Raw genomic sequence first — 20,300 nt, forward strand, 5'->3', positions numbered from 1 at the left:
CGTGCCCGTTGGCACCGTACTTTTCCCGATGTGAGCGATGGCCGACCTGACTTCCCTGGCGCAGTATCTGCTGGCGATCACGCCTGCCTTCCTCGTCTGCGCCGCCTTGCTGCTGGCGGTACCGCGGACCGTGCCGCTGCTGCGCGTGCTCGTGCACATCGTGTTTTTCGTGCTGGCGCGCGACGCGATGACGGCGCACGGCTACTGGCAAGTGGCGGCGGGCGGCTTGCGCTTCACGGCACCGCCGCCGGTCTTGCTGGCGCTGGGCGCCATGTCGCTGGGGCTGGTGGCCAGCACGTGCTGGCTGGAAAGCGAGGCGCGCCGCCAGATCCGCTGGCTGGGCATGCGCCCGGCCCTGTCCGTGCTGCTGGGCGTGGCGGGCGCTTGCGTGATCATCGCGCTGGCGACGGGCTTGAAGGCGCTGTTCGGCTTGCCGTCCCTGCCGCCCGTCGCGCCATCGCTGCTGCCCTTGCTGCTGGGTTTTGCGCTGGCGGCCAACTGTTATGAGGAATTGCTGTTTCGCGGCTTGCTGCAGCAGCAATTGCGCGCCTGGCTGCCGGCCTGGCGCGCGGCGCTTGTGTCGGGCCTGCTGTTCGGCCTGTGCCACGCTTTTCTTGCCACCACCGTCACGCAGGTGGGTGCGCCCATCGTCGTGTTCACCGTGATCGAAGGCGTGGTGGCGGGGCTGGTATATTGCCGTGCCGGCTTGCTGGGCGCGTCCCTGGCCCATGGCCTGGCCATTTTTGCGCTGGCCGCCGGCTGGGTGTGAATCCTGTTGTTTCAATTTAATGAAGAGTGAGAAAACGATGCCTGTCAGTTCCTACCTGAATACCCGCCCCGTCGTGGGCGAGCGCGTCTACCTGCATGACACGGCGCAAGTGATTGGCGACGTGCAGATCGGCGACGACTGCTCGATCTGGTGCAACAGCGTGCTGCGCGGCGACGTCAACCGCATCGTCATCGGCGAAGGCAGCAATATCCAGGACTTTTCCATGGGCCACGTGTCGCACAAAAATGCGGCCAAGCCCGACGGATCACCGTTGACGATTGGCAAGTACGTGACCATCGGCCACTCCGTGATCTTGCACGGCTGCACGATAGGCGACGAGTGTTTGATCGGCATGGGCAGCATCGTCATGGATGACGTGGTGGTGGAAAAGCACGTGATGCTGGGCGCGGGCAGTTTGGTGTCGCCGGGCAAGGTGCTGGAAAGCGGCCACTTGTACGTGGGCCGCCCCGCCGCCAAGGTGCGCGCGCTGACGGAAGCGGAAATCGCCTACCTGCGCTATTCGGCCGAGCACTACGTGCGCGTGAAGAACAATTACCTGGCAGGCCAGGACGACGCTTGATCGTTGGCGTCGCCGAGCCGGTGCAGTTCCGGCCGCCGCGCCAGGTCTTGCGGCAGGCGCAGGGCTGACACTAAGCCCAGGCGCCGCAACAGCAGCAGCATCCACCAGCCCGGGTCCCATTCGCCCGGCAGCAGGCCCAGCCTGGCCGAGCCCGGATACGCGTGATGGTTGTTGTGCCAGCATTCGCCCATGGTCAGCAGCGACGTCAGGCGGATATTCCTGCCCTGCACGGCGGCGCCGTCGACGTGAAAATGCATTTGCCCATGGTTGTGGGCGAAGTAGCCGATCAGCCAGTGACCGAGCACATCGGCGCTGACCCGCGCGCAGACGCCCCAGCAAACCAGGCCCCAGCCGCCCCAGGCAAAGCACAGCAGGGCCCATGGCAATTGCTGCAGCATCCAGCTTCTTTCCAGGAAACGGTAAAAGCGGTCGTGCGCGATGCGCGGCTCGATGGCGATGTGCGGCGGGTGGTCGAGGTCCAGGCGGCAGAACAATTGCCACCATGCATCACGCCAGAAGCCTGCGCCATGGCGCAGGTAAGGGTGGCAATCGGGCAGGCGCTGCGCATAGTCGCGCAATTCGTGCTGGCGTAGCAGGCCCAGCGGGCCGCTGAGGCCCACCAGCACGCCCAAGTACACGAGCAGGTATTCCAGCCATCGCGGGCATTGAAAGCTGTCGTGGATCAGTTTGCGGTGGCTGCCCAGCGAGTGGCCGAACAGCAGGACGATGGCCGTGCCGGCCGCAAACAGCAGCACGCCGGTCCAGCTGAAGAAGAGCAGGGCGCCCGTCGCGGCGCCGGCCAGCATGGCCGCCAGCCATAGCGATGGTAAAGGAGCAAAGCGCACCGTGCCTTCCAGCACGCTGTCGGCGTGGGTGGCGCGGGCGCGGTGGCTGTCCAGGCTGGCCGCCGTCATCAACCCTTGGGGGCCGACGACGGTTGCGTGTACTTGTCGAAGTTGGTGATGTAGTCGTTGAAGTTGTCGGTCAGCATGCGCTTGTACTGTTCCGTGAAGAAGGCCACGGCGCCTTCCTTTTCTTCCTGCATCTTGGCCACGTCGTTGCTCTTGCTGGCGACGAGAAAGGCGTTGAAGCGGGCGGCCGCGTACAGCAGCGAGGTGGCCACTTCATTGCCGCCGCTATGCATGCATTGCTCATTGGCCAGGGCGATGACCTGGTCGGCGCGCTCCCAGAATTCCGGGCCCGGTGCTGGTTTTGTCGTTGGTGTGCTCATAAAAATCCCTCATGAAAGTGCGCGCCAGTCTACACAGGGGGCTGCGGGCTGTCCAGCCGCGCGGCCGTCAGTCAGGGCGCTTGCAGGATTTGTTCGATCAGCACGGCCAGCGGCTGGCGGATGTCGAGCACGATGCCGGCTTCGTCCGCCTGCAGGGGCTGCAGGGTGGCCAGCTGGCTGTCGAGCAGGCTGGCCGGCATGAAATGGCCGGGGCGCTGCAAGCGGCTTTCCAGCACGGCGCGCGGGCCGTCCAGGTGGGCAAAGCGCAGGGCCGGGTCGCCCTCGCGCAGCACGTCGCGGTAGGCGCGCTTCAGGGCCGAGCAGGAGACGACGAGGCCGCTGCCTTGCGCGCGGGCCGTGGCGATGCGCTCGCGCAGGGCGGCCAGCCAGCCGGCCCGGTCGGCATCGTCGAGGGGAGTGCCGGCCGCCATCTTGGCCACGTTTTCCGGGGAGTGCACGTCGTCGCCCTCCACGTAGGGCACGTGCAAGGCGTCGGCCAGCAGGCTGCCGACGGCGCTCTTGCCGCAGCCGGACACGCCCATCACTACCCAGCGCACGGCGGGCACTTCCACCTCAAGGCGCCGAAACGATGATGGTGACGCGGCGGTTTTCCGCCTTGCCCGCCTTGGTGGCGTTCGAGGCCACGGGTTTGCTCATGCCCAGGCCCTTGACGACGATGTTGTCGCGTGCAATGCCCGTTGCGCTCATGGCATCGGCCACCATATTGGCGCGCGCCAGCGACAGCTTGTTGTTGTACGCTTCCGTGCCTTCGTTATCCGTATGGCCTTCCACGCGCATGTGGGTAATGCCCACTTTCAGCAGGGCGGCGCTGATCTTCTGGATGGCGCTGCGGCTTGGCGGCGTCAGCTTGGCGGCGTCGAATTCGAACAGCAGCTTGTCCGTGAAGCTCAGCTCCCAGCCTTCGTCCGTCTGGCGGAAGCCCTGGTCTTTCAGGGTGGCGATCTGTTCCGCATTGAACGGCGATTTCACTTCAGGCGTGCTTTGGCAGGCGGCCAGCAGGCCCACGAAGAACAGGCCGAGGAAGCCGAGACGTAATTGCTTGTAGATAAACTGCATGGTGTTGCTCCTTGGTTCAGGGGTGAGTATGGGGTTGCGGCAGACGCGCTACCTGGCGCGTGCCGCGCTGCGCCTGCTTGGCGCGGTACATGGCTTCGTCCGCCGCGCCGACCAGCGAGATGGCGTCGATGGCGTGATCGGGGAAGACGGCCACGCCGATGGTCAGCGAACTGACGATGCTGTTGCCGGTGGGCAGTTCAATGGCTTGCGCCATGGCGGCGATGATGTTGTCGGCGATGTGCATGGCGTCGCTGCTGTTGCGCAGCGGCTTGAGCACGATGGCGAATTCGTCGCCGCCCAGGCGCGCCACCAGGTCGCCTTCGCGCAATTGCTGCTTGATGCGCGCGGCGATCGTCACCAACACCCGGTCGCCCGAGGCATGGCCGAAGGTGTCGTTGATGTACTTGAAACGGTCGCTGTCGAGGAACAGCACGGCCACCTTGCCATTGCCGACCCGCGCTTCGAGGATGGCGCGTTCCAGCTCCGCTTCCATGAAGGCGCGGTTCGACAGGCCCGTCAGGCTGTCGTGGTTGGCGCGGTGCGACAGCGAGGCGTGTTCCTTTTGCAGATGGCTTTGCCACGCTTCCAGTTCATCGAGCAGGGCGTTGAAGTCGTCATTGATCTGGTTCAGCTCGGCAATATTGGCGGGCGGCACGCGCAGTTCGAACGAACGGTCGCGCCGCACGCGGTGGGCCGTTTCCGCCAGGTGGCGCAGGGGCGACGTGATCTCCGTTTCCATGCTGCGCGACAGGCGCACGGCGACGACCAGGCTCAGCACCAGGCAGGCGAGCAGGCAGGTCAGGCCGCTGAGCAGGAAGGGCAGCAGGCTGCGGCTGTGCGGCACCAGTTTGATGCTGCCGATGGCCTGATCATTGCGCGTGATGGGAAAGGTCAGCGAATCGGGCAGCATCCAGCCTGTCAGCGCGCGTTCGATGTAGTAGCGCGTGCCGTGTTCGCCCCGTTCCCAGCGGGCCAGCACCTTGCCGGCCTGGTCGCTCACCTGCGCCTGGTCGATATCTTCATTGACGCCGATCAGGGCCAGCGCTTCCTTGGCGGCGATGGAGTCGCCAAAGACGACGGCCCCTTCCACCGTGTAGCTCATCGAACGGGCCACGAGGCGCAGGTTCTGGTCCGAATACACGCGCAGGGCCAGCAGCGCCACGGCCGTCAGGGTTAGGCCGGCCGCCAGCACGGCGATCAGCGACACGCTCAGGTGGGCGCGCCGGAGCACGCTGTCGAGCGTGCGGCGGGGCTGGCGGGCAGGCTTGTTGCTCATGCGGGCACTCATGGCGTCGGTCCCTTGCGACGTGCAATTTGCAAGGCGTTCGGATGTACGCGCAGGCCGCTGCGGGCGATGGCGTCGAGGTTGACGTCAAAACCGATCTGCGCCTCGGCAAGGCGCAGGCAGAACATGGTGCCCACCGGGCAGGACGTGCCCGGCTCGGCGACCGACAAAATCGGCTTGCCGATGATCTGCGCCAGCAGGTGCTCGCGTTCGCCCTCCGGCAGGCTGCCCATGTAGACGACGTCGCATTCGCTGGCCGTGCTGGCCGCCGCCGGGATTTTCACGCGGATGCGCTGCCCCAGGTTCGAGGCGGGCGTGTCGACGATGGCCGCGCCATAGCGGGGCGCACCGAGCATGCAGACGCGCACTTCCTGGCGGGCCACGGGCCAGCGCACATAACTGATGATGCCAAACAGAACCTGAGCCACCTCGGTGGGACGCCTGGCGTCGGCCGTCGCGCCCGTTTGCGCCCACGCCGCGCACGGCGCCAGGGCGCCGCAGACGAGCAGCGACGCCAGCAGCACGGCGAGCAGAACGGGCAGCGCGGGGCGCTGCCGGTGGCGAGGGGAGGAGGGCACGGCGTCGGTGTCTTTATGCAGGTCTGGTGGCTATTCAACTAGTTACTCAGCAACACAGACTCTACGGAAGTCTCTGTTGAAAGTAAATCACGGCATGACGCCATAAACCTTGCATTATAAACACGAATGTGAAAACTTGCATTCTTTACCATGAGAATTACTTGCCAACACTGTCATCACGCGCCAAAGTGTTGCTATTCTTCCAGTGTCGCTTCCAGCAAGTCGATTTCACGCAGCAGGCGCAAATGGATGGTGTCGTCCAGTTCACCCGAGATGCGGCGGCGGAACAACTCATCGCGCTCGGCATTGAGCGCTTCCAGGCGCAGCGAGCGTTCGGCCCTGGCCAGTTCCTGCAAGCGCATCGCCTCGTCGTTGCTGCTTTCGCCATACGCGAGGCGCCGCCGGTAGGCTTCGATCAGGCGGTTGGCCGCTTCCGTGACGACTTGCTGCTTGTCATTCTTGTCGATGCCTTCGCACACTTTTTCCAGCCGCGCGATGGCCGCTTCGGCGGCAGCGGCGCGGGCGTTGCGTTCTTCCGTCGAGCGGCGCGCGGGCGGCGCGAACACGAGGCCCTTGGTCAGCAGGGGCAGGGTGACGCTGGCCAGCAGCAGCGACAGCAAAATCACGCCCATGGCCAGGAAGATGACGAGGTCGCGCGCGGGGAAGCGCGTGCCGTCAGGCAAGAATAAGGGCAGCGTCAAAATGCCGGCCAGGGTCAGCGCGCCGCGCACGCCCGCGAACGACGCCACCAGCAGCAGGCGCAGGCTGGGGCGCGCCAGCAGCGCCGCGTCCTTCGGTTCGCCCGCCACCTTCTTGTGGTGCTTGAACAGGGTCAGTTTCATGGAAATGAAGACCCAGAGGAAGCGCATGAAGGTCAGCCCCACCGTGATGGCGATGACGAACAGCGGCAGTTTCCAGGCGCTGCCGGCGCCGATTTCGGCCGATGCTGCCGGCAAACCGGCAACGGTGGTGGGCAGTTGCGCGCCCAGCATGACGAAGATCACGCCATTCAAGACCAGTTGCACCGTATCCCACACGGCCTTGCGCTGGGTGCGCGTGGCGGCCAGCGGGCGGCCGATCAGGTCGGCATAATGCATGGACACGCCCGCCGTGGCGGCGGCCAGGATGCCGGAGCCGTGGATTTGCTCGGCGCCCAGATAGGCGGCAAACGGGATCAGGATGCTGATGAGGATTTGCAGGCCAGGTTCTTCGCCAACCTTGCTCACCAGCCATTTATTCGCCAGGCCCACGCCCCACGAAATGGCCAAGCCGATGACGATGCCGCCACCCGCTTCCTGCAGGAAACTCAGCGAAGCGGCGCCGATGGAAAAGCCGCCCGTCATCATGGCGCCCACGGCAAACGTGAAGCAGACGAGGCCCGACGCGTCGTTGAGCAGGGATTCGCCTTCGAGGATGTGCATCAGGCGCGGCGGGATCGGATTGCCGGCGGCGATCGCCGACACGGCCACGGGGTCCGTCGGCGACAGGATGGCGCCCAGCGCGAAGGCGACGGCCAGCGGCACGCTGGGAATCAGCCAGTCGATGAAAAAGCCCATGCCCAGCACGGTAAACAGCACGAGGCCGATGGCCAGCATCAGGATCGAGCGCGCGTCGGAAAAGAAGGCGCCCTTGGGAATGCGCCAGCCATCGAGAAACAGCAGCGGCGGGATGAAGAGCAGGAAGAAAATGTCGGGATCGAGCGGCACTTGCACGCCAAACACGGCCAATCCCGTACCGCCGGCGATCTGGATCAGCGGCAACGGCAGCTTGACCCAGCGCGAGCGGGCGAGAAAGCCGCACAGGACGACGGTCAATACGAGGATGAGGATGATGGTAACGGTATGCATGAAGGAGCGGCGGCGTGCTGAAACGCTGATTATAAGGCGCAGCCCGCCTGCGGGCACGGCCTGCGTGTCATTGCGTACATACAACAAGTCACAATCGCGGTAAGATTCTCCCATTCATTGTCACAATCTGCCCTGCTGTTGCCGTCCGTGCGCGGCAGGCGCGTGCCTGGCCTTTTACCGGACTCCTGTTTTGCTCAAGAAAATCTTCACCGGCCTGCTGCTGTCGCTGGCATTGCTCATCGTCGCGGCCCTGGCCGCGTATCTGTATTACTGGCGCCCCGCGCTGGCGTCCATCGATCCGCCTGCCGCCACGGCATTTTCCCCGCAAGTGGTGGAGCGTGGGCGCATCCTTGCGGGCATGGGCAATTGCGCCGCTTGCCACACGGTCCAGGGCGGCGCCGAGTACGCGGGCGGCCACGGCCTGGCCACGCCGTTCGGCACCATCTATGCGACGAACATCACGCCGGACAGGCAAACGGGCATCGGCCGCTGGTCGCTGGCCGCCTTCCAGCGGGCCATGCGCGAAGGCGTGGGCCGCGACGGCGCCCATCTGTATCCGGTCTTTCCGTACACCCATTTCAACCTCGTCTCGGATACGGATTTGACGGCCTTGTACGCGTATTTCATGACGCGCCCGCCCGTGTATGCGGTGGCGCCCGTCAACAGCGTGCCTTTCCCCCTGAACTTGCGTCCCTTGCAGGCAGGCTGGAAGTTGCTGTTTTTCAAGCCGGCCGGCTATCAACTGGACCCCGCGCAAGGCCTGGACTGGAACCGGGGCCGCTACCTGGCCGAAGGCCTGGCCCATTGCGCCGCCTGCCACACGCCGCGCAATGCGCTGGGCGCCGAGCTGGCCGGTTCGTCCTACCTGGGCGCGGCCATCGACCACTGGTATGCGCCGGCCTTGACCAGTGCCAACACGGCGCCCTTGCCGTGGACGCAGGACGAGCTGTACGCCTTTTTGCGCACGGGGGCGACGGCCTTGCACGGCGTGGCGGCAGGGCCCATGTCTGCCGTCGTGCACGAAGGCATGGGCGCTTCGCCCGATAGCGATATCCGCGCGCTGGCAGCGTATTTTGCCGGCGTGGGCGGGGCGGAGCAGCGCCAGCTCGATACCGATACCGTGGTGAAAGCCGGCATCGCCCGCTCGCAGCGCGTCAGCCTGGTCGACAATGACCGTGGCGCCAGCCTGTACGTGGCCGCCTGCGCGTCGTGCCATTCGAACAGCGATGGCCGGCCTGCGGCGCTGCGGCCGGAACTGAGCCTGAACAGCGCCGTCAGCGCGCCCGATCCCGCCAACCTGATCCAGGTGATCCTGCACGGCTTGAGCAAGGACGAAGCCATGCCCGGCGTGCTGATGCCCGGCTTTGCCGCCTCGTTGACGGACAACGACGTGGCTCAGCTGGCCGCCTATCTGCGCCGCAGCCGCAGCCACCAGCCGGCCTGGACGAATCTGGAAGCGGCCGTGGCACGCGCGCGCGCCGGCAAGTAATTACTGAAAGTTTTTTTATGTACAACATTACCGTGAATGGCCAGCCCTTCGGCACCGAGACCGACGCCGAGACGCCCCTGCTGTGGGTACTGCGCGACGAAGTTAAATTAAAAGGCACGAAATTTGGCTGCGGCATCGGCATGTGCGGCGCCTGCACCGTGCACGTGGATGGCCGCGCCATGCGCTCGTGCATCACGCCGATTGCCGCCGTGGCCGGCTGCGCCATCACCACCATCGAAGGCCTGTCGCCCGATGGCACGCACGCGCTGCAGCGGGCGTGGCTTGCCACGCAGGCGCCCCAGTGCGGCTATTGCCAGTCGGGCCAGATCATGCAGGCGGCCACCTTGTTGAAAGATTATCCGCAGCCGACGGATGCGAATATCGATGCCGTCATGAGCGGCAACCTGTGCCGCTGCATGGCGTATGTGCGCATCCGCAAGGCCATCAAGCTGGCGGCCGGCATGCAGGAGGCGCCCGGTGTTTAAGTTGCCGAAAGAAAATTCAGGGACCAGCCCCAGCGCGCTGGGCCGGCGCGGCTTCCTGATCGCCGCCGTCGGCACGGGGTTTACCCTCGCTTTTTTGCGCGCTGACAGCTCCCTGGCCGCGGGCAAGACGGCGCCCGTGCCGGCCGTCAAAGCTGCCGCAGCCGTGTTCGACCCCAGCATCTGGTTCCAGATCGGCCGCGACGGCATCGTCACCGTCAACATCGCCAAGGCGGAAATGGGCCAGCACATCGGCACGGCCCTGGCGCGCATCGTGGCCGAGGAGCTGGAAGCGGACTGGAGCAAAGTACGCCTGCATTACGTGGACACGGACCCGAAATGGGGCTTGATGGTGACGGGCGGCAGCTGGTCCGTGTGGCAGAATTTCGACCCGCTCAGCCGTGCTGGCGCGGCCGGGCGCCTCGCGCTGGTCGAGGAGGGCGCGCGCCTGCTGCGCGTGCCCGTGTCCGCCTGCCACGCGAGGCTGGGCGTCGTGCATGGCCGGGGGCGGTCGATCAGCTATGGCGACATCGTGCGCCGTGGCAAGCTGGCGCGCCAGTACACGCCCGAGCAACTGAAAGCCATCGTGCTGAAAACGCCGCAGCAGCGCAGCCTGGTCGGCCAGAACGTGCAGGCGCTCGACATCCCCGCGAAAATCAATGGCACGGCCGTGTACGGCATCGATGCGGAAGTCGAGGGCATGCTGTTTGCGCGCCCGAAGATCCCGCCCACGCGCTACGGCGCGAAAGTGGTCTCCATCGACGATACGGCGGCCAGGAAGGTGCGGGGCTACCTGCGTTCGTTCGCCTTGCAAGACCCCAGCGGCACGGTGCCCGGCTGGGTCATGGTGGTGGCCGAAACGTATGCGGCCGCCATGCGCGCGGCCGAGCTGGTGCAAGTGAAATGGCGGGCTGGCGCGGCCGCCCACGTGGCGGAGCAGGACATTGTCAATTACGCCACCAAGCAGCTGGCCGATGCCAGCCTGGGCGCCCGCGTCGTCGATGATGACGGCGTGGAGCAAGCGTTCAACGATGCCAGCCTGCAACTGGAGCGCCACTACACGACCAGCACCGTGCTGCATTTCCAGCTGGAACCCGTCAATGCCCTGGCGCAGGAAATCGACGGCGTCTGGCACATTCATGCGGGCAACCAATGGCAATCGTTGATCCTGCCCGTGCTGGCGCAAGCGTTGAAGGTGCCCGAGAGCCGTGTCATGCTGCATACCTATCTGCTCGGTGGCGGCTTCGGACGGCGCCTGAATGGCGATTATTGCGTGCCGGCCGCGCTGGCGGCGCAAGCCGTGGGCCGCCCCGTCAAGATGATTTGCACGCGGTCCGACGATGCCCGTTTCGATTCGCCCCGTTCGCCGTCCGTGCAGCATGTGCGCATGGCGTTCGATGCGGATGGCAAGGTCTCGGCGATGGTGCACGAGGCCAGCGCGGGCTGGCCCACGCAAGCCATGATCCCTGCCTTCTTGGCCAAGGATAAGCAGGGCCATCCGTATGACCCGTTCGCCATCGCCGGCGCCGACCACTGGTATACGGTGGGCGCGCAGCGCGTGCGGGCCGTGTCGAACGACCTGGCCAACAGCAGTTTCCGTCCCGGCTGGCTGCGCTCCGTAGGCCCCGGCTGGACGAATTGGGCAGTGGAAAGTTTCATGGACGAGGCGGCGCAGGCGGCCAAGGTCGATCCGCTGGCCTTCCGCCTGTCGTTGTTGCAAGCGACGGGGCGCAATGCGGGCAGCGCGCCGAACGCCGTCGGCGGCGCCGCGCGCCTGGCCCACGTGCTGCGGCGCGTGGCGGAAAAAGCAGGCTGGGGCACTGCCATGCCGCCTGACACGGGCCTGGGCATCGCCGCCACGTTCGGCCAGGAACGCGACATGCCTACCTGGACGGCGTGTGTTGCCAGAGTGAAAGTAGACCGCAGCACTTGCATGGTGAAAGTCGAAAAATTGTTCATGGTGATCGACGCGGGCAGCATCGTCGACCCCGATGGCGCGCTGGCCCAGGCGGAAGGGGGCGCCCTGTGGGGCGTCAGCATGGCCTTGCATGAAGGCACGGCCTTCCTGAACGGCGAAGTGAAGGATACCAACCTGAATACCTACACGCCCCTGCGCATGGCCGACGTGCCCGAGCTTGACATCGAATTCGTGGCCAGCACGGCAACGTCGACGGGCATGGGCGAGCCGCCCACGACCGCCGTGGCGCCGGCAATCGGCAACGCCATCTTCGCCGCCGTGGCCTCGCGCGTGCGGCATTTGCCGATCCGCCCGGAAGCCGTGCTGAAGGGACTGGACCGGCACGGCGCCGTCTGATGCGGGCGCGTGGCGAATTTGACGTGCGCCGCGCGTGAACGGGCGCAGGCTGCTACACTGAGGTTAGCCGCCTTGGGCATGCAGGCTGTGCCCGGCCCGGCAAGATCCCAGCTCGATAGCGGAGGCAGCCATGCAAGAGCAATTTGTCAGCATCACGGCCGATGAACTTCAAATGGACGGCGTGCTTGAAATGCCCGAGCGGCCCGTGGGCATCGTCCTGTTTGCCCACGGTGCGGGCGCCGATAGCGACTATCTGGGCGCCTCCAGCCACGCCACCTCCCAGGATTTTTTGCGAGCGGGCATCGCCACCCTGCGCTTCGACCAGGCCGGTGTCGAGCCTGGCGGCGGCAGCAATGGCCACGCGTATTTCGTGCGCAGCGATATCTTGCTGCTGGCGCGCCAGCTGGAAAAAGCCCTGGGCTGGCTGCAAGTGGACCCGTCCACGCGGCGCTTGCCCTGCGGCCTGTATGGCTATGGCACCAGCGCGGCCGTCGTGATGCAGCTGGCGGCCTGGCGCAGCGCGGAAATCGCCGCGCTCGCCGTTTGCGATGGCCAGGTGGAAATGGCGGGCAAGGCGGCGCTGGAAAACGTGCGCGTGCCGTCTCTGCTGATCGTCGGCGGACGCGACCCCGACGTGGCTGGCCTGAACCGCATGGCATTCGCCACCTTGCGCTGCGACAAGCAACTGGAACAGATCGCCACGCCTGGCGGCCCCGACACCCGTCACCAGGCGGCCCTGCTGGCAACGGACTGGTACACGCGCCATTTCAACGGGCATACCAGCACGGCGCAGTAGCGGGACAGAGCAGCACTTATGGCTGCTCAATGCGACGGCACGGCACCGATTTGCTGTAATAAGCCAAGCATGTCGGGCTGGCCGCGCTCCTCGACGAACTTGCCGTCGGACAGACGGTAGAGGTTCATGGCTTGCACCGCAATCTGCTTCCCGGTAGGCGGCACACCGAAGAACGTTCCCTGATGTGTGCCGCGCATAATGAACCGGGCGGCGACTTTATCACTTTCGGCCACCATTTCTTCCAAGGTCCACTGGATGTCGGGGAATCCTTCACGCATCATGGCGATGATGGCGAGATATCCAGCCGGCCCTCGCATGGGCTCCGGACTTCCCGGTACGTGAAAGATTGCGTCTGTCGAGATGAGTTCGTCAGCCAGTGCCTTGCTGGCGGTGTTGATGAACTCAACAAACTTCTGCATGGTGAGCTTGTTTGCTTCCGATGTCATGGTAATACTCCTTTATCGACGATATGAGTGGTTTAGGTGCGTATGCACTTGTGCTGCCTGGCTTGACGCTGCCGCTGGTGGTGAAATGATCGATCTGCAATGGACGGCCGACCGGCGATCGGATTGGTGAACACGACGTCCTCGCCCGACAGGTGGGCGCGGGGCCGCGCCGGCCGGGGCGGCGTACGAGGGCAAAGCAAGGCCGTCTGCGGAGGAGCGATTAAAACGGTGCATGCTTATGCCCGGGAAAGAGAATGCCGCTACTTTGGACTATAAATGCCAGAAGATAAATGTCGGTTAAAATTGGTCACTTGAAATGTGGCGTTTGTAATGGGTGGATGCGATGGACCGACTACTGAGCATGACCGTGTTTGCCAAGGCGGTCGAGCTGGGCTCCTTTTCCGCTGCCGCCGACGTGTTCCGCATGTCGCCGCAGCTGGTGGGCAAGCATGTGCTGACTTTGGAGCAGCACTTGGGCATCCGCTTGCTCAACCGCACCACGCGGCGCCAGCATTTAACGGAAATCGGGGCAAGCTATTACGAAAAGGTGAAAGTCATTTTGGCCGAGGTGGCCGCTGCGGAGGGATTGGCCGCCGAGAGCCATGCCCGTCCCAGCGGCCGCCTGCGCGTCAACGCCCCGCTCACCTTCGGAATCCACGCCTTGATGCCGCGCCTGACTGAATACATGGCGACCTACCCGGATGTGCAGGTCGAGGTGTCGCTCACGAACCGGTATGTCGATGCAATCGAGGAGGGGGCGGACGTCGTATTCCGGGTAGGCGAGCTGGCCGACAGCAGCCGCATTGCCCGCCGCCTGGCGCCGTACCGGCTGATTCTCTGCGCTTCGCCCGCCTACCTGGCGTCACACCCGCCCATCATCTCGCCAATGGACCTGGCCAGCCACGAATGCCTGGGCTTTGCCTACACGGAGTTGCGCAGCCACTGGAGCTTCGACGGTCCGGACGGCCCGGTGACGGTGCCGGTGACGGGCCGCCTGATGATCGACAGCGGCGAGGCCCTCCTGATGGCCGCCCGCGCCAGCATGGGTGTGATGCTGCAGCCGGCGGAATTGCTGGAACCCGACATCGCGGCAGGCAGGCTGGTGCGCGTGTTGCCGAAATACCGGGCCCCTGACAGGCCTCTGCACTTGCTGTATGCGCCAGACCGCCAGATGACACCGAAGCTGCGCAGCTTCATCGAATTTTCTGTCGCCGTGTTCGGCAGCGGCAAGGACTGAGTTTTTCCACGCGCCTCGCCCGTATCGAAAATTTCCATGGTCCTGGCACTGTGACATGTTTCACTGGCGCTTATATGGCGCGCAGATTCCTCGCATGGAAACGCACATGCTCTTCCATGAAGCTGGCGATGAAGTAATAGCCGTGGTCATAGCCTGCATGGCGGCGTAGCCGTAATGGCTGGCCGGCGTCGCGGCACGCCGCTTCGAAGATGTCGGGGTGCAGTTGCTCGGGCAGGAATTTGTCGGCCAGGCCCTGGTCGATCAAGATGCCTTCGGGGAACAGCGGTGGCTGGCCCTGCAGGCCGTGCATCAGCGCGCTGGCGTCGTACTGCTGCCAGCTGGCTGTATCGCTGCCCAGGTAGCCCGTGAAGGCTTTTTTGCCCCACGGACATTGGCTCGGCGCGGCGATGGGAGCGAAGGCGGACACGGAGCGGAACAGTTCCGGGTTGCGCAAGGCCAGCACCAGCGCGCCATGGCCGCCCATCGAGTGGCCGAAAATCCCCGTGCGTTGCGCATCGATCGCCAGTTCCTGCTCCAGCAGGGCGCGCAATTCCAGCAGATAGCTGTACATCCGATAATGGCTGCTCCATGGCGCTTCGGTGGTGTCCACGTAAAAGCCGGCGCCCACGCCGAAATCCCAGGAGTCGCTTTCGCCCGCGATGTTCGCGCCGCGGGGGCTGGTGTCGGGCGCGATCAGGATCAAGCCTTCCTCGGCCGCCACGCGCTGCGCGCCGCCCTTGATCATGAATGTTTCTTCCGTGCAGGTCAGGCCTGCCAGGTAAAACAGGGCGGGACGCCTGGTGGTGACCGTGGCGCCTGGCGCCGTGTCGGGAATGAAGGCCGAGAAACGCATGGGCAAGCCGATGGCTTGCGCGTCGTGGCGATAAAAACGTTGTACGCCGCCAAAACAGGCGTGTTCACTCAACAGTTCCAGCATGAATTCTCCTCGTTAATGCCACAGTATAGCCAGAGCGGCGCAGGGCCGGCACGGGATCAGCCCAGCATGGCCGCTAATGCAGGCAAGATGTCTTGTGCCGGAGCATCGGTCTTGAATGCCAGCAAATGGTCGGCGCGCGTCTTGCCCATGTTGATGGCAGCCACGGGCTTGCCCGTTTCGGCCGCCATGCGGCACAGGCGAAAGCTCGAATACACCATGACGGACGAGCCCACCACCAGCAGGGCGCTGGCCGTGTGCATCTTGCTTTCGGCCTCGGCCGCGCAGGCGGCAGGCACGCCATCGCCGAAAAACACCACGTCGGGCTGCAGGGTGCCGCCGCAGCGGGGACACACGGGCACGTGGAAAGTGGCCAGCTGGGACGGCTCCAGCAAGGCGTCGCCGTCGGGCGCCGGCGTGGCCGTGGCGCCCAGCAACTGCGGATTGTCGCGTTCGAGCTGATCCTGGATCAGACGGCGCGTGTGGCGGGTCCGGCAATCGAGGCAGACGACGCCATGTATGCTGCCGTGCAACTCCGTGACGGCTGCGCTGCCTGCCTGCTGATGCAAGCCATCCACGTTTTGCGTGACCAGGCCGCCTATTCTCTGGCGCTGGGCGAGTTGGGCGATGGCCAGGTGGCCAGGATTGGGCGTGGCGCGCGCCAGGGTCGGCCAGCCCACCATGCTGCGCGCCCAGTAGCGGCGGCGCACGGCTTCCTGGCGGCGAAAATCGGGGCCTTGCACGGGGGCGTTGCCGCGCCGCACGCCTTCCGTGTCGCGGTAGGCGGGTATGCCGGACGCCGTGCTGATGCCGGCGCCCGTCAGCAGCAGCACGTCGGGATGGCGCTGCAGGAACTGCGCCAGCTGATCGAGAGCGTCGTAGTCACTGGCTGGCTGCTGGCTGGCGAAGGAAAAATTTTGCATGATGCGCCATGCTAACCGAAAAGCACGGCGCCGTTGCAAGGGCTGTTTATTCGAGCTTCATGCCGAAACGCTGCAGCCGCGGCTGCCAATGCTCCTGGATATTGGCCGAGACGAGGATGCGTTCGGCCTTGCCGATCAGCAATGCGCGTGGCACGAAGCCGAAATAGCGCGAGTCGGCGCTGTTGTCGCGGTTGTCTCCCAGCATGAGGAAATGGTCGGCCGGCACCGTCACGGGGGCAAAGCTGCGCGCCGCGCCTGCGATTTGCGGCAAGACCTGGATGCGGTGCTGTTCCGTCTGGTTGCGTTCGCTGATGCGCTGCGCCGTCAGCTGGCCCACGTGGGCGATGGTTTCAGGCGCCGTGTCGAGCGCCGTGTATTGGACGGGCTGGCCATTGATGACCAGCTGTTCATTGCGCATTTCCACCGTGTCGCCGGGCAGGGCGATGATGCGCTTGATCAATCGCGTGCCGTCTTTGGGCGAGGAAAAGGTGACGATGTCGCCGCGGGCCGGTTCGCCCAGGCGCTGCAGCACGATATCGGTGAGCGGCACTTTCAGGTTGAAGGCGAGGCGGTTGACGAAGACCACGTCGCCCTCGAGCAGGTTGGGACGCATGGACGCCGACGGGATGGGATTCCAGTCCGCCACGGCCGTGCGGAACACGCCGAACAGCAGCAGAAACATCAAAAAACCTTTGTTGGCGCGCATCCATGTGCTCATGTCGGCTCTTTCGCTGGGCTGTGCCCGTGATGGTGATGGTAAACGCCAAGGCTGCTGGCGACCTGTTCACGATGCACGGCGAGGCTGAAGCCAGTCTTAAATATGGCAGCAGGGCAGGCAAATGGCAGGCATGGCGTGACCGCTGTTGCGTGCACGCATCACCATACCGGTTTCAAGGGTGCCTGCACGGTGTCTGCGTGTCGTCGCCGCCATTGTGCAGCCGCTTGCCGTGCATGTCATCCCACAGCTCGCCGAGCGCCACCAGCAAGCCGCCGCCCACGAAGGGGATGGCCACCAGCCATGGGATGCTGTCGAGCCAGGGCCCCAGCACGATGGCCGAGGCCACGGTGATGACGATGGCGCTGTACCAGAAGCGGCGCGGATGCCGGAGCGTCAGCAGGTAGTGCAGATTGTTCATAAATCCTCCTTGGTCAGCATGCGGAACAGCCGGGCGGCCAGGATGCTGCTGACGGCGATGACGATACAGCCGTCCAGGAAAAACAGCACCTTGCCGACCAGGTGCATGCCCTGCACGAGATAGGCGGGCAGCTCCCGCGCTTCCGCCCACTGTGTCATGCGCGCCAGCACGATGGCGGCGGCAAAGATGACGACGGCCAAAGCCAGCACCACCAGCACGTGTTCGAACAGGCGTAGCCGCAGTTTCATGTTGGACTTGGCAAGGTTGGGAAGATTCCCGCACCTTGACGTTATCAGTCCAATATCGCGCTGCTTTGCGTTGTCACAAATTCGCCCCTGATAGGATAAAAGTCGGGTTGCTGACGGAAAAATGCGCTATCTCAGGCCTTGGATTGCGTGTTGCGCCGCTCAAAATACAGCAGGTCCGACCAGGCATTCTGGAAAAACATGGCTTGTTCCGATTTGCCATACTGATGAAAGCCGTTGCGTTGCATGACGGCGACCGAGCCCAGGTTTTGCGGCCGCGCCGTCGCTTCCAGGCGCCACAGTTCCAGCGCGCCGAACGCCTCTTCCAGCAGCAGGGCCACCACGCGCGTGGCGTAGCCGCGTCCGCCGAACCGTTCGCCGATGCGGTAGCCAAGCACTGCCTTGTTGAAATAGGGGCGGGTGACGCCCGTCAGGTTGACCCTGCCGATGATTTGCCCGTCCAGCTTGGCCAGGTACTGGTAGGCGCGGTCTTGCTCGCGTTCGCGCTGCGCCTGCTCGATGGCGGCGGCGATGGCTTCGTGGTGATAGTAGGACGGCGCGCGGGCCGTGACCCAGTTTTCAAAATACGCGCGGTTTTCCAGTTCGAAGGCCAGCAAGGCGGGGAGGTCGGCGCTGGAAGGGGGAAGCAGCTGGAGGCGGTCGAGGTCTGGCATGGGAGCGTGTCGGAAAGCGATGCGCCATTATAATCAGCTCGCGCATTTCGCCGCACACCCGCTTGCATTCATGAAGGAGCAGCATGCTGTCCCATATCTGCCTCGGCACCAACGACTTTCCCCGCGCCTACGCCTTCTACACGGCCTTGCTGGGCGAACTCGATCTGATCGAAAAATTTCATGACCCGGCCAAGCCCTGGGCCGGCTGGATGGCGAAGGATGCGCCGCGGCCCCTGTTCGTGCTGACGGCGCCGCATGACGGCTTGCCCGCTACGCCCGGCAATGGGCCGATGATGGCCTTGCTGGCAGCCAGCCGCGCGCAGGTGGACCGCTGCTACCAGGCCGTGCTGGCGCTGGGCGCCGTGTGCGAAGGGCCACCCGGTTTGCGCTCCCATTACCACGCCCATTACTATGGCGCCTACTTCCGCGACCTGGACGGCAACAAGCTGTGCGTCTGCTGCCACGCCGAGGAATAATTCAGCGCGGGCCCCAGATATCGTCTTCCGTCCAGCCCAGTTCCAGGAAATCCTGTACCCGCTCGTCCGCCTCGCCGGCGCAATAGAATTCGTCGAGCTGGGGCGGCGCGATGCGCGTGCCGGCCAGCATGGCGTGCACTTGCCCCCGGTGGTGGATCTGGTGCTGGAACAGGTGCGCCAGCATGCGCTGGCGCGTGTCGACTTGCGGCGTGTCGCGCAATATCGTCACGGGCCGCGCCAGGTCCGCATCGCACAGGCTGCGACAATGGGCGATCAGGCGCAGGTCCGATGCGCGCTGGGCCGCGTGCAGGGTTGCGCAATCCGTGAACGGTTCATCCTGTTCAAAGAAGACATAGCAGTCGGCATGGGGCGCTTCGCCGCGCAGCTCGCGCTCGAGCGCGTCGAGATAAAACCAGTCGCATGTGAGGATGTGGTTCAGGGTGGACTGGATGGTGGGGAAAAAACTGACGCGCGTGGCCTGGAATTCGGCCTGCGTCAGTTGCCCGCAAGCTTTCAGCAGGCGGTGGTTGGCCCAGGCGTTGTTGTACGCCTGGCTGGTGATGTAGTGTGCAAGTGGATTGTTCATGATGGGTCGCTTGTCGAGCATGGCAGGGGGCATGTCGTGCCACTGTAGCATGTTGCGGCAGGTGGACAAAGCGGCCACGTCCGCCCCACCGGCGCTGCCATCATCAAGTAAAATCGCGGGGCGGATTTCGCGATAGTGATGCAGATAGGGCTGGAAGAACAAAATGGGTTGGATAGGAAAATTACTGAACGGCGGCGACGAAAAAAACAAGCCTGCGCCTCTCGCTGCTGCGGCAGCATCCGAGATGGCACGGCAGCCGGCCACCATCACCGAAATCGACGCCATCTACTACCGCTGGCTGGCGGCCGCGGGTTCGGCGCAGGCTACGCCGCAGGCCGAACAGGAGATTCTGGACGAATTGACGCGCCTGGCCCGTGAACCGGTCGCCGGCGCCGCGCTCGTGCCGCGCATTCCGGCCATCATTCCGCAACTGATGCGGACCTTGCAAAATGAAAACATGAGCGCGGCAGAGCTGTCGCGTCAGCTGGCCCAGGACGTGCTGCTGGTCGCCGAGGTCTACCGCGAAGCGAACCGGCCCCGCTACCATTCGCGCTACAACGCCAGCCCGTCGATCAACAATATGGAAGGCGCCATCATGCTGCTCGGGCAAAACGGCATGCGCATGCTGCTGGCCCGCGTCGCCTTCCGCCCCATCGTCAGCATGCAAAGCGGCGGGCTGACCATACGCACGGCGCCGCTGATCTGGCGTCAGTCCGAGAAATGCGCGCTGGCGGCCAACCTGGTCGCGCCCGCCATGCAGGCCAATGCCTTCGACGCGTATCTGGCGGGATTGATGGCCAATGTCGGCCTGGTGGTGGCGTTCCGTCTCATCGACCAGATGCATGCGCCCGATGCATTCCCGCAATCGGACGCCTTCATTGCCCAGGTGTTCGCGCAGGCGCGCATCCTGTCGGTGCGGATCGCCGAATTATGGGAGTTTCCAGAGTCCGTGACCCGCGCGATCGGGCATGCGGGGCAGGCTGATGCCGATCCGCAGGCGCAAGCGCTGGCGCAGGGCGAGCGCTTGAGCAAGCTGCGCATGCTGGTCGATACGGGCCGCTTTCCTGCCGACGATCCTTTCGTCATGGCTGGGCTGGGCAAGAGCGAGCTGCTGGTGTTCGACAAGCTGGCCGACGAGGACGACGAGGACGACGAGGCGTGATGCCAACCGCGTGCAGCTGATTCCGGCTGATAT

Annotated in this window: 24 protein-coding genes; 9 read left to right on the forward strand and 15 right to left on the reverse strand. The window is 64.8% G+C overall.

The annotated features are described in order from the left end of the window. Window positions 1-37 precede the first annotated feature (37 nt). Window positions 38-769 carry a CPBP family intramembrane glutamic endopeptidase gene (locus tag ASN89_RS00940; RefSeq protein WP_052755730.1) on the forward strand — a complete coding sequence of 244 codons (732 nt, stop codon included), beginning with the start codon at window positions 38-40 and terminating at the stop codon, window positions 767-769. A gap of 37 nt (window positions 770-806) precedes the next feature. Next, the gene (locus tag ASN89_RS00945; RefSeq protein WP_046683675.1) at window positions 807-1,349 is read left to right on the forward strand and encodes a gamma carbonic anhydrase family protein; all 543 of its coding nucleotides are present in this window, start codon (window positions 807-809) and stop codon (window positions 1,347-1,349) included. Here the strand turns inward: ASN89_RS00945 and ASN89_RS00950 are convergent. The 7 genes from ASN89_RS00950 to ASN89_RS00980 form a co-directional block, all read right to left on the reverse strand. Next, window positions 1,322-2,263, reverse strand: coding sequence for an acyl-CoA desaturase (locus tag ASN89_RS00950; RefSeq protein ID WP_058047960.1), 942 nt, complete (start codon window positions 2,261-2,263; stop codon window positions 1,322-1,324). The two genes, ASN89_RS00945 and ASN89_RS00950, sit on opposite strands and share 28 nt — an antisense overlap. Next, window positions 2,263-2,580 (reverse strand): DUF3144 domain-containing protein, encoded by a 318-nt coding sequence (locus tag ASN89_RS00955; protein ID WP_034782889.1) that lies wholly within the window; start codon window positions 2,578-2,580, stop codon window positions 2,263-2,265. Before ASN89_RS00955 ends, ASN89_RS00950 begins: the two co-directional genes overlap by 1 nt. A gap of 71 nt (window positions 2,581-2,651) precedes the next feature. Beyond that, on the reverse strand, window positions 2,652-3,122 hold the full coding sequence (locus ASN89_RS00960; RefSeq protein WP_152988400.1) for a gluconokinase: 471 nt from the start codon (window positions 3,120-3,122) through the stop codon (window positions 2,652-2,654). 31 nt (window positions 3,123-3,153) lie between these two features. Then, window positions 3,154-3,657 carry an OmpA family protein gene (locus ASN89_RS00965; protein WP_046683678.1) on the reverse strand — a complete coding sequence of 168 codons (504 nt, stop codon included), beginning with the start codon at window positions 3,655-3,657 and terminating at the stop codon, window positions 3,154-3,156. Between the two features lie 16 nt (window positions 3,658-3,673). After that, entirely contained in the window at window positions 3,674-4,933 is a 1,260-nt protein-coding gene (locus ASN89_RS00970; protein WP_058047962.1) for a diguanylate cyclase domain-containing protein, read from the reverse strand. 8 nt (window positions 4,934-4,941) lie between these two features. Continuing rightward, window positions 4,942-5,520, reverse strand: a complete 579-nt coding sequence (locus ASN89_RS00975; protein WP_235501817.1) for a YfiR family protein — start codon at window positions 5,518-5,520, stop codon at window positions 4,942-4,944. 194 nt (window positions 5,521-5,714) lie between these two features. Continuing rightward, the gene (locus ASN89_RS00980) at window positions 5,715-7,367 is read right to left on the reverse strand and encodes a Na+/H+ antiporter (protein WP_046683790.1); all 1,653 of its coding nucleotides are present in this window, start codon (window positions 7,365-7,367) and stop codon (window positions 5,715-5,717) included. 190 nt (window positions 7,368-7,557) lie between these two features. On the opposite strand from ASN89_RS00980, the gene ASN89_RS00985 reads away from it, so the two are divergent. The 4 genes from ASN89_RS00985 to ASN89_RS01000 all read left to right on the forward strand — a co-directional run bounded on the left by ASN89_RS00985 (window position 7,558) and on the right by ASN89_RS01000 (window position 12,448). Next, window positions 7,558-8,856, forward strand: coding sequence for a c-type cytochrome (locus ASN89_RS00985; protein ID WP_058047963.1), 1,299 nt, complete (start codon window positions 7,558-7,560; stop codon window positions 8,854-8,856). A gap of 17 nt (window positions 8,857-8,873) precedes the next feature. Continuing rightward, window positions 8,874-9,341 (forward strand): (2Fe-2S)-binding protein, encoded by a 468-nt coding sequence (locus ASN89_RS00990; protein WP_046683681.1) that lies wholly within the window; start codon window positions 8,874-8,876, stop codon window positions 9,339-9,341. Next, on the forward strand, window positions 9,334-11,652 hold the full coding sequence (locus ASN89_RS00995; protein WP_058047964.1) for a xanthine dehydrogenase family protein molybdopterin-binding subunit: 2,319 nt from the start codon (window positions 9,334-9,336) through the stop codon (window positions 11,650-11,652). The genes ASN89_RS00990 and ASN89_RS00995 overlap by 8 nt, the downstream gene beginning before the upstream one ends. Window positions 11,653-11,782: 130 nt before the next feature. Beyond that, window positions 11,783-12,448 carry an alpha/beta hydrolase gene (locus ASN89_RS01000; protein ID WP_058047965.1) on the forward strand — a complete coding sequence of 222 codons (666 nt, stop codon included), beginning with the start codon at window positions 11,783-11,785 and terminating at the stop codon, window positions 12,446-12,448. 26 nt (window positions 12,449-12,474) lie between these two features. On the opposite strand, the gene ASN89_RS01005 is transcribed toward ASN89_RS01000, so the two are convergent. Then, the gene (locus ASN89_RS01005; protein WP_046683683.1) at window positions 12,475-12,894 is read right to left on the reverse strand and encodes an ester cyclase; all 420 of its coding nucleotides are present in this window, start codon (window positions 12,892-12,894) and stop codon (window positions 12,475-12,477) included. 343 nt (window positions 12,895-13,237) lie between these two features. On the opposite strand from ASN89_RS01005, the gene ASN89_RS01010 reads away from it, so the two are divergent. Beyond that, window positions 13,238-14,131, forward strand: coding sequence for a LysR family transcriptional regulator (locus ASN89_RS01010; protein WP_058047966.1), 894 nt, complete (start codon window positions 13,238-13,240; stop codon window positions 14,129-14,131). A 70-nt stretch (window positions 14,132-14,201) separates the two neighbouring features. Here the strand turns inward: ASN89_RS01010 and fghA are convergent, their stop codons facing one another. The 6 genes from fghA to ASN89_RS01040 all read right to left on the reverse strand — a co-directional run bounded on the left by fghA (window position 14,202) and on the right by ASN89_RS01040 (window position 18,043). Next, complete coding sequence (gene fghA, locus ASN89_RS01015) at window positions 14,202-15,068, reverse strand: S-formylglutathione hydrolase (RefSeq protein WP_058047967.1); 867 nt, start codon at window positions 15,066-15,068, stop codon at window positions 14,202-14,204. Between the two features lie 56 nt (window positions 15,069-15,124). Then, entirely contained in the window at window positions 15,125-15,988 is an 864-nt protein-coding gene (locus ASN89_RS01020) for an NAD-dependent protein deacetylase (protein WP_046683686.1), read from the reverse strand. Between the two features lie 46 nt (window positions 15,989-16,034). Then, window positions 16,035-16,706, reverse strand: coding sequence for a signal peptidase I (lepB, locus tag ASN89_RS01025; protein WP_046683687.1), 672 nt, complete (start codon window positions 16,704-16,706; stop codon window positions 16,035-16,037). 172 nt (window positions 16,707-16,878) lie between these two features. Continuing rightward, on the reverse strand, window positions 16,879-17,124 hold the full coding sequence (locus ASN89_RS01030) for a hypothetical protein (RefSeq protein WP_046683688.1): 246 nt from the start codon (window positions 17,122-17,124) through the stop codon (window positions 16,879-16,881). Further along, window positions 17,121-17,372 (reverse strand): hypothetical protein, encoded by a 252-nt coding sequence (locus tag ASN89_RS01035; RefSeq protein ID WP_035817681.1) that lies wholly within the window; start codon window positions 17,370-17,372, stop codon window positions 17,121-17,123. The genes ASN89_RS01030 and ASN89_RS01035 overlap by 4 nt, the downstream gene beginning before the upstream one ends. Before the next feature lie 131 nt (window positions 17,373-17,503). Continuing rightward, window positions 17,504-18,043 carry a GNAT family N-acetyltransferase gene (locus ASN89_RS01040; RefSeq protein ID WP_058047968.1) on the reverse strand — a complete coding sequence of 180 codons (540 nt, stop codon included), beginning with the start codon at window positions 18,041-18,043 and terminating at the stop codon, window positions 17,504-17,506. Between the two features lie 83 nt (window positions 18,044-18,126). On the opposite strand from ASN89_RS01040, the gene ASN89_RS01045 reads away from it, so the two are divergent. Next, a complete protein-coding gene (locus tag ASN89_RS01045) occupies window positions 18,127-18,519 on the forward strand; it encodes a VOC family protein (RefSeq protein WP_058047969.1) in 393 nt (130 codons plus the stop codon). A 1-nt stretch (window position 18,520) separates the two neighbouring features. Here ASN89_RS01045 and ASN89_RS01050 read toward each other — a convergent pair whose 3' ends face one another. Continuing rightward, the gene (locus ASN89_RS01050) at window positions 18,521-19,105 is read right to left on the reverse strand and encodes a DinB family protein (RefSeq protein WP_058048004.1); all 585 of its coding nucleotides are present in this window, start codon (window positions 19,103-19,105) and stop codon (window positions 18,521-18,523) included. A 244-nt stretch (window positions 19,106-19,349) separates the two neighbouring features. Here ASN89_RS01050 and ASN89_RS01055 point away from each other — a divergent pair, with 244 nt between their 5' ends. After that, a complete protein-coding gene (locus ASN89_RS01055; protein WP_058047970.1) occupies window positions 19,350-20,267 on the forward strand; it encodes an HDOD domain-containing protein in 918 nt (305 codons plus the stop codon). The last annotated feature ends 33 nt before the right edge of the window (window positions 20,268-20,300 follow it).

The sequence above is a fragment of the Janthinobacterium sp. Ant5-2-1 genome (genome assembly GCF_001445815.1).
Taxonomy (GTDB): Bacteria; Pseudomonadota; Gammaproteobacteria; order Burkholderiales; family Burkholderiaceae_D; genus Janthinobacterium; species Janthinobacterium lividum_E.